This is a genomic window from Cellulomonas sp. P1_C4, from assembly GCF_056406355.1.
Map to the genome: position 1 here is coordinate 21,779 of NZ_JBFUAI010000030.1, position 8,245 is coordinate 30,023.

General features: G+C 69.9%; 8 protein-coding genes, 3 tRNA genes and 1 pseudogene. 4 read left to right on the forward strand and 8 right to left on the reverse strand.

Annotation, left to right across the window (positions count from 1 at the left end):
- Window positions 1-278: 278 nt before the first annotated feature.
- The gene (locus AC1DYZ_RS19080) at window positions 279-707 is read left to right on the forward strand and encodes an SsgA family sporulation/cell division regulator (RefSeq protein WP_477066684.1); all 429 of its coding nucleotides are present in this window, start codon (window positions 279-281) and stop codon (window positions 705-707) included.
- A 63-nt stretch (window positions 708-770) separates the two neighbouring features.
- Here the strand turns inward: AC1DYZ_RS19080 and AC1DYZ_RS19085 are convergent, their stop codons facing one another.
- Both AC1DYZ_RS19085 and AC1DYZ_RS19090 read right to left on the reverse strand, forming a co-directional pair.
- Window positions 771-1,634 carry an aminotransferase class IV gene (locus tag AC1DYZ_RS19085; protein ID WP_477066685.1) on the reverse strand — a complete coding sequence of 288 codons (864 nt, stop codon included), beginning with the start codon at window positions 1,632-1,634 and terminating at the stop codon, window positions 771-773.
- A 4-nt stretch (window positions 1,635-1,638) separates the two neighbouring features.
- Window positions 1,639-2,715 (reverse strand): chorismate-binding protein, encoded by a 1,077-nt coding sequence (locus tag AC1DYZ_RS19090; RefSeq protein WP_477066686.1) that lies wholly within the window; start codon window positions 2,713-2,715, stop codon window positions 1,639-1,641.
- A gap of 146 nt (window positions 2,716-2,861) precedes the next feature.
- On the opposite strand from AC1DYZ_RS19090, the gene AC1DYZ_RS19095 reads away from it, so the two are divergent.
- The 3 genes from AC1DYZ_RS19095 (at window position 2,862) to AC1DYZ_RS19105 (ending at window position 3,177) form a co-directional block, all read left to right on the forward strand.
- A tRNA-Gly gene (locus tag AC1DYZ_RS19095) sits at window positions 2,862-2,933 on the forward strand.
- Window positions 2,934-2,986: 53 nt separating this feature from the next.
- Window positions 2,987-3,057: transfer RNA gene (locus tag AC1DYZ_RS19100), tRNA-Cys, on the forward strand.
- 45 nt (window positions 3,058-3,102) lie between these two features.
- Window positions 3,103-3,177: transfer RNA gene (locus tag AC1DYZ_RS19105), tRNA-Val, on the forward strand.
- Between the two features lie 109 nt (window positions 3,178-3,286).
- Here AC1DYZ_RS19105 and AC1DYZ_RS19110 read toward each other — a convergent pair.
- From AC1DYZ_RS19110 to AC1DYZ_RS19135, 6 genes and pseudogenes are all read right to left on the reverse strand, one after another.
- The gene (locus AC1DYZ_RS19110) at window positions 3,287-3,685 is read right to left on the reverse strand and encodes an META domain-containing protein (protein ID WP_477066687.1); all 399 of its coding nucleotides are present in this window, start codon (window positions 3,683-3,685) and stop codon (window positions 3,287-3,289) included.
- A 614-nt stretch (window positions 3,686-4,299) separates the two neighbouring features.
- Window positions 4,300-4,908, reverse strand: a complete 609-nt coding sequence (locus AC1DYZ_RS19115) for a hypothetical protein (RefSeq protein WP_477066688.1) — start codon at window positions 4,906-4,908, stop codon at window positions 4,300-4,302.
- Window positions 4,909-5,264: 356 nt separating this feature from the next.
- Window positions 5,265-6,050 (reverse strand): methyltransferase family protein, encoded by a 786-nt coding sequence (locus AC1DYZ_RS19120; RefSeq protein ID WP_477066689.1) that lies wholly within the window; start codon window positions 6,048-6,050, stop codon window positions 5,265-5,267.
- Window positions 6,051-6,098: 48 nt separating this feature from the next.
- A complete protein-coding gene (locus tag AC1DYZ_RS19125; RefSeq protein ID WP_477066690.1) occupies window positions 6,099-7,130 on the reverse strand; it encodes an alpha/beta fold hydrolase in 1,032 nt (343 codons plus the stop codon).
- A 46-nt stretch (window positions 7,131-7,176) separates the two neighbouring features.
- Complete coding sequence (locus AC1DYZ_RS19130) at window positions 7,177-7,689, reverse strand: hotdog fold thioesterase (protein WP_477066691.1); 513 nt, start codon at window positions 7,687-7,689, stop codon at window positions 7,177-7,179.
- Window positions 7,690-7,877: 188 nt separating this feature from the next.
- Window positions 7,878-8,245: pseudogene (locus AC1DYZ_RS19135) on the reverse strand (hypothetical protein); the annotation flags it as partial.

The window sequence follows — 8,245 nt, forward strand, 5'->3', positions numbered from 1 at the left end:
TGCCGTCAACCGCGACACGCCGAGGCGTCGAGGATGACGTTCACCCGCGGGTGACATCGAGAGGATGCTACCCGGGTCAACGCGAGAATCCGAAACTGGAGCACTGCAGGTCACCGCGATGGAGTCAAGGGCTAGACCGTCACCAAGTTGGGTGCTGCCACCCGTGCGTGCCCGTTCGGTGGCGCGTCCCTCCGGGTGAACTCGCGCCATCTACCGGTCCAATCGGGCATCTGGCCTGCCATGATGGGACCTCCAGCCCTTGCGAACAGGAGGACCCGATGACCAACTCGACTTACGACGTCGTCGAGGTCGTCGCCATGCAGCTCATCGGATCTGACGCCAGCGTCATCCCGGTGAGCGCCGAGTTCTCCTTCCGGACCTCCGATCCTTACACGGTGCGTGCGGTCTTTACAGGCCCGCACACCATGTCGACGTGGCTGATCGGCCGCGAGCTCCTCTCGCTGGGGATGCACGCGACGGCCGATGCTCCCGCTGGGACCGGTGACGTGCAGGTGTGGCGTGACGAAGACCCCGACTACACGCTGGTTTCTCTCAGTGGAGTCGAGGGCAGCGCGCTCCTCGCCGCGCCCACCGAGCCGATCGAACGGTTCCTCGCCGGGACCGAGGCGCTCGTGCCACTCGGTAGCGAGAGCGACCGCATGGAAGGCGAGATCACGGCGCTGATCGCCGCGCTGCTCACCGCCTGACCGTTCCTGACCTCGACCGGTTCCGCCTCCTGGCGGGGCCGGTCGTCGCATGTCCGGTGCCGCTCAGGGGTCGAGGTCGTCCGCCAGACGGGCCTGGAACAGGCGCTGCGCCTCCAGCGAGATCGGGCCGGCCGCGACCGCGGACCCGTCCAGGCTGACCACCGGCGAGACGTTGCGGATCGAGCCGCTCATCATCAGATGCGTGGTCCCGTCGCCGACCTCGTCGAGCACGTCGTACCGCAGCTCCCCCGGCGCCGCCTCCCGGACCGGCAGGCCGGCGGCCGCCGCCCACTCGAGCAGGAGCTCGCGGGTGATGCCCGCCAGGCAGCCGCTCGACAGCGGCGGCGTCACCAGCTCGCCCGCGCGCTCGACGAACACGTTCGACGCCGTGCCCTCGCACAGGTCGCCGACCGTGTTGGCGAGCACCGCCTCATCGGCGCCCAGCCGGTAGGCCTCCGCCACGGCCACGACGTTCTCCGCGTACGACGTCGTCTTCAGGCCGACGACCGACGAGCGCTCGTTGCGGACCCACGGCACGCGGACCACGCGCGAGACCTCAGAACGCACCCCGGGTCCGGCCAGCACCAGGACGGTCTGGCGCTGGTCCTCGGGCGCGAAGCGGTGGGAGCCCAGCGGACCGGCCCCGCCGGTCAACGTGATGCGCAGACGTCCCGTGTCCGGACCGGCGGCGGCGAGTACGGCCGCGACACCGTCCCGGACCCGGTCCAGGTCCGGCTCGCCCAGACCAATGCCGAGCGCGGACCGCCTCAACCGGCGCAGGTGGCGGGTGAGCGCGAACGCCGTCCCGTCGTACACCGCGCACGTCTCGAAGACGCCGTCGCCGACGGTCACGCCGTGGTCGACGCCGGACAGGAGAAGGTCGTCCGGGCCGTAGAGACGACCGTTCGACCAGATCACGACACCCATCGGGTCAGTCTGTCATCGCTCCGGGATCACGCTCGGAGGCCAGGCCGACGAGTCGGCGAGCCTTGAGCTCGGTCTCGGCCCACTCCCCCTCGGGATCGCTCCCCCACGTGATGCCGGCGCCCGTGCCGAACCGCAGGACGTCGTCCGCCCACCAGAACGTCCGGATGCCGACGGCCAGCTCGGCGCGCACGGCGCCGTCGGCGCCGACCTCGATCCAGCCGACCGCCCCGCAATACGGACCGCGCGGGACCGTCTCGAGCGCCGCGATGATGTCCAGCGCCGAGGACTTCGGGGCGCCCGACACCGAGCCTGGCGGGTACGTGGCGTCGAGCAGCCGCGCCCACAGGTCCGTGGCGTGCGCCACCTCGTCGTCGAGCACGCCCTGCACCGTGCTCACCAGGTGGACCAGACCAGGGTGATGTTCCTCACCCAGCAGCGTCGTGACCTCGACGGTGCCCGGGACGCAGACCCTCTGCAGGTCGTTGCGGACGAGGTCGGTGATCATGACGTTCTCCGCGCGGTCCTTCTCGGTGAGCCCGTCCGCCGTGGCCGCGGTCCCCTTGATGGGGCCCGACGACACCACGCCCCCCTCCACGCGCAGGAAGAGCTCCGGCGACGCGGTCACCACCCACACCTCGCCGGGCACCTGCACGCCCCCGGAGAACGGAGCGGGGTTGCCCGCATCGAGCACGGCACCGAGGGCTCGCGCGACGGGCTCGTCGCCGTTCCCGGGCAGCGGCGCGCTCAGCACCCGGCAGAGATTCGCCTGGTAGACGTCGCCTTCCTCGATGTGGTCCCGCACTCGACCGACCGCCGCCACGTACTGCGCGCGGTCCAGCGACGACACCCAGCTCGCCGGGTCCGGGCCGGTCCACCCGTGGTCGACGGCTGGTGAGGAAGGCCGGGTCTGCGCGAAGCGCCAGGCGCGCACCCCGCCCTCGAAGTCCCCCACGACCGCCCACCAACCGGGCTGCGTGAGCCGCTCAGGCTGCGCGCGCACGTCGACGACCTCGACCACGCCGGACGCCTCGACGCCCGCGAACCACGCGACGCCCCGGGGACTGACGGTCGGCTCGGGCACCCGCACACGCTATCGATCGGTGCCCCGACACCCGCCGATCCGCGCGATCACCCGCCTGCCCGGAGCCAGTTGGACTCTCGCCGAGATCGTCAGTTAGAGTTCGGGACGCACACGGAACACCGGTGAAAGCCGGGGGGACGTGCTGTGCGGACGTGGCTCAGTGGTAGAGCATCACCTTGCCAAGGTGAGGGTCGCGGGTTCGAATCCCGTCGTCCGCTCGGAGGCAGACATCCTGATCGGCATACCGAGCCGCTCTGGACTGCGGTCTCAGGGTGGAGTGGCCGAGAGGCGAGGCAGCGGCCTGCAAAGCCGTATACGTGGGTTCGAATCCCATCTCCACCTCGTAGCACCGAAGTAGCACCTCAAGCATGACCCGGCTTCGTCCCCGGGCGATTGGCGCAGCGGTAGCGCGCTTCCCTGACACGGAAGAGGTCACTGGTTCGATCCCAGTATCGCCCACCAGCTTCACCGCAGGTCAGAGGCCCGTCGAGCAGCGCTCGACGGGCCTTCGCCTTTCTCGGCGGAACAACAGAGCAAGGGCCGCCACGGGCTGGCCCTCATCGTTCGGGCGTCATTCCTTGAACAGGGCGCCGATCTCCTTGTGGTCCTCGTTGAACACCGTCATCTCCTCGCCGTCGACGTTGGCCGAGGTGCCCGCGGACAGCCAGGTGTCGACGTTCTCGCACGCCATCATGGTCGCGGCGAACGGACCGAACTCGACCTCGGAGCCGTCGATCTTCCAGGTGCCGTTCAGCTTGTTGCACCCGTCGCTGCCGCTGACTGTGCCATCTTCGGCGAGCTCGAGGTCGACCGCGGGCTCGGTGTCCGTCTGCGACCAGGTCCCGATGACGTCGCTGGACTCGAGAGCGGCTCCGGAAGAGTCTTCGCTACTGGAACAGGCGGCCAATGCCGCACCGCCCAGGGCGACGAGGATGGCGATTCGCACCGTGGCCGAGCGCGGTTTGCTCATGCGGCCGACGCTAGCAGCACGAACGCGCTGCTCACAGGGGTGGAATGACCCACACCCATTCGCCCCCGTGCCCATCTCGACGGGTGCGGTCGCTCTCGACAGCACGCAGAGCAGCGATAACCGTCGCCGACAACGTTTCCGCCCGCACCGTCCGCACGTCCCCCCGGTCGGCCGACGTTCCGGCCCAACCCCGACGCGGGGTCACCGTGCACGCTGCCGACGACGCCTCGAKGCCGCCAGGGACCCACCGATCCCCCGCATGCGCCGCCAACGCCGCGTCAGCCTCCGACCCCCACCCGACGAGTCCCGCCACCCCCACGGGCCACGCGCCAGGACCGACCCCTCGGAGCGGTCCAGCCGGCCCACCCATGAGCAGACGCTCACCAGGTGCGACATTGCGCACCCGACATCCCCGCAACGAACGAATAGCGTCAAGCTCGCGCCTGGAAAGCCCCCTCCCCGGATCCGACAGCGTCGGCCGGGAAGGGGCATGGGAGAGGAAATCGGGACAGACGTGCCCGGCTCGTATCGGCACACAAAGAGACGACCTTCGCCGGAGCCGGACCGCGCGCTGAGACGGTCGTGCTCAGAATGCGGGTCGGCTCATGCCCCGGCTAGCTGCTCTCGACCGCCGGGTCTGGGTATACGTCCACGGTGGCCAGGTAGGCCTCTAGGAGTTTCCGTGCGCCGCCGTACGGCGCGACATCAGGGTCGGATTCGGGACGCCATATTGCGATCACCTGAGAATCCTCGAAGATCCCGCCGAAGAGGAAGGCGGCCGTTCCCTCGTCGAACGGAACCAGCACGGCCGGGTGGCAGTCCCGGCTCTCGATGCACATGGCCACGGCGCGATCCGCAATGCCGGTGCACGGCGAGAGATCCGCCGCTTCGCAATAGTCTTCCGCCCAGGCAACTATCGAGTCCTGTGAATTCGCAACCGGCAGAAGTCCGTACACGTCGGTGTCGATAGTGAGGAACTCGAGCCCCTCCACCGTCGGGGAGGGCGATGGATCCGGCTCTGCCGCGGGGATCGCGGACTTCGATTCATCGTCGGGGGGTGGAGTCGCCGTGCACCCTGCGACGAGGAGAATTGATACCAGAATCACTGCGGCCCGTCGCACGCCGACCATGCGGATCGCCTCCGCCATCAATCTAGCGATGGCGAACTTCCCCGACAATGGAATCGAACCGGTCGCATCGTGTGTCAGGTGCGCGTCGGCCACGCGGTGAGTCGCCGGTCGCGGGGTTGGCAGGTATGCGCCCGCGCGTCCCGGGCCCGGTTCTCGGCTTGCGCGGTGGCGAGCCAGTGCAGCTCGGTAGCGCGCCGCTTGCGCTCAAAGTGGATCCCGTACGCCTGCGCACCTTGGGGACGTCGTCGGGGAAGTTCAGCAGACACGACCGAACTTCGCCGACAAGAAGGGTCACTGGTTGGATCCCGGTTGCGCCCACCAGCGTTCACGCGGGTCAAGCCCGGCTTCCGCAGCGGCTTTCCCGATGGGTTCCTCGTCTGTGCCACCAAGTGCTGCGGCCCGCCCCGTAGCGTTCGCAGGCACGGACTTCTCCACTCGCCCGCGGGCCTTCACCGAGTCTGTTCGTGCTGCCAGGCGGGCCGCTGCGCTGATTGGTGACGACTCGTCCGAAGGAGCAGTCCGGGCACCAGTGCGGGGACGCGCTCGGCGTAGGCGGCGTAGGTGGCGCCGAACGTGCGCCGGAGGTCCCGCTCCTCGAACCTGATCCCGACGACGATGTAGGCGGTCGCGGTCACCGCAAACAGAAGGTGCGAAGCGCCCATGTGCGGGGTCGCCCAGAAGGCGAGGACGAGTCCGGTCATCAGGGGATGCCGCACGATGGCGTGCAGGCCGTCGACCGTCAGCGTGCTGGTCGTGGCCGCCTCCCGCGGCGCCAGCCAGCCCGCTTGCCGCAAGCCCGTGAGCTCGGGGTGGTCGACCGCGAACGTCGCCGAGATCGCCAGGACCCAACCGACCGCGCAGAGGGACCAGAGGACGGTGCCGGCCGGACCGCGGACGTGCCACACCCAGTCGCCCCAGGGTTGCCACAGCGCCAGCAGGAGAGCGAGGCAGGTGTCGGTGGCGAGGACGTACGTCGTGCGCTCGAGCGCCGCGGGGACTCGACGGCGAAGTGATGCCTTGACCTGGGAGCGTGCCATCACCGAGTGCTGCCCGGCGAACAGGAGTAGGAGGGCCAGGTCAGCAGTCACCGCAACCGCGGCGTTCGTCCGTGGCGGCCCGTCCACCGTCACGGGCACGACGACGTCGGCCAGGAAGGCGATGGTCCACAACGTGACGACGACGAACCCCGCCCAGGCTGCGGCGGAGAGGGCCAGGAAGATCGGGTTCCGGTGCACGCCCCGATGCTTCGCGACCGACGGACCGGACGCAGCCGTAGAACTACCTCACTTGAGCCCTTCGCGCGCGACGTACCAGGCGGCCACTTGGGAACGGGATCTGAAGCCGAGACGCCACCGGATGCGTTCCACGTGCGACTCGGCCGACCGCTCGGTGATCCCGAGGCGCGCCGCCAGCTCGCGGTTCGTCAGGCCGTCGGCCACCAACGCCGCGACCTCCGTCTGGCGCGGGGTAAGGCCGGTGGGCACGGAGCGCCGGAGCCGGGGTAGGCCGAGGAAACGTCGCACTCGCTCGACCACGGCCTCCGCGTCGCCGAGTGCGGGGAAGTGCGACCGGCCCTCGAGCTCGACCAGCTCGGCGCCCGGGATGGCGTCAGCGAGCGTCCTGCTCTCGGCGACAGGTGCCGCACGGTCTCCCCGCCGGTGCAGCACCAGCGTGGGCGCGGAGATCCGTGGCAGGGCGGGTGCCACGTCGAGGTCGTACGCCAGGCCGAGGAGGGCTACCGCCGTCTCGGCCGAGGAGGCGGCTCGCTGGTACCGGGCCAGCACCCGACGGGTGCCGGCATCCGCGTCAGGAGCGAAGATGTCGGTGAGCAGGTCCGATCCGAGCCCCCAGTGGGTGGCGAGCAGCCCCAGCACATGGCGCCGGCTGTCGTCGTCCCCGATGGCGGCGCCGGTGGCCCAGCCGCCATAGAGGACGAGCTGGGAGACCGTCTCGGGTCGTTCCGAGGCCCACTGCGCAGCCACCGGCGCTCCCAGCGACCAGCCGAACAGATCGAAGCTCGTGGCGCCGAGATCCGAGGTCACCGCACGGAGCGTGGCCAGCTCGAGCGCCATCGTTCGGGGACCCTCATAGGGATCGGAGAGCCCGCAGCCCGGGCGGTCGAAGCGCACGAGCGTCCGACCCGATGAGAGAGCCTCGTGGAACATGCGCTCGGCCGGGATCGACCAGCCGAGCTCGAGGTGGCTCAGCCAGCCCGGCACCACCACCAGCAGCGGACCGGTGCCGGTGAGCGCGTAGGCGACCTTTCCGCCATCCTCCAGGTGCGCCGTCCCCCAGCGCTGCTCACGCACAGACACGAGACCAGTGAACAGCAACGCCGGTAGGGCCCGTCGTCGGCCTGCATCACGGCGCCTCGATCACCGCCATCGTGCACCGTGAGATGCACACGAGCCTGTCGTTGTCGTCGACGATCCGGACCTCCCAGACTTGGCTGCGACGGCCCAAGGCGATCGGCCGGGCAGTGCCGGTGACCCAGCCCGAGGTCACCGGTCGAAGGTGGTTGGCGTTGATCTCCATGCCGACGCACGCCTTGCCGGGGTCGGCGACGAAGGTGGCCGCACAGCTGACCAAGGTCTCGGCAAGCAGCACCGATGCGCCGCCGTGCAGGATCCCGAACGGCTGGCGCGTTCGGCTGTCGACCGGCATCCGCCCAGTCAGGTAGTTCGCTCCGAGCTCGGTGAGCTCGATGCCGAGGTGGCCGATCGCACTGCCTGCGCTCGTCTCGTTCGCCTTGCTCAGGTCAGGACGTCCGTGCCAGATCGAGGCGTTCGTCGGACGTGCCCGTGCGGGCAGGCTCTGTACGCCGGGTGCCCGATGGCCGATGTGGTCGAGGTCTGGTTCTTGGGTTCGGGGCATGCCTCCATGCTGTCGACTCGACGGCACCGGGGCAGCCGTGGAACTACCGCACCTGCCGGCACCGTGAGCCGAGCCAACCCGCGAGCGAAGACCACACCCGCCATCGGGCAGCGATGACTGCAGTCCCCCGCCGAGCGGGAGCCTTGGCTCGGGCACCCGTCTAGGCAGTCGACCGAGGTACGCGTCGTTCAGAGGTCGTCGGTCGGGACGAACGTGGCGGTGGTGACCATGTGCTGGAGCTCGGCGCGCTCCTGCGGGCTGGCGCCTGGGAGGGCCCAGGCGTCGAAGACGACGCGCTGATCGTCGACGTCGACGATCCACAGCATGTCGACCTGTCCGGCGCCCTGCTGCCATCGGCCGGGCCAGCTGAAGAACTTCCCCCCGGGGCAGGCGTCGACGTCGATGTCGTCCGGCACGGAGAGCTCGACATAGAACCCGTCGTAGCCGCCGATCGTCACCGGGACGGGGGTGGTGCCGTCGCGCATCGGCTGTGCGGCCAGGGCGTCGGCAAGGTCGGCCGCCGTGGGTCCGACGGCGACAGTGCGCCGAGTCGTGT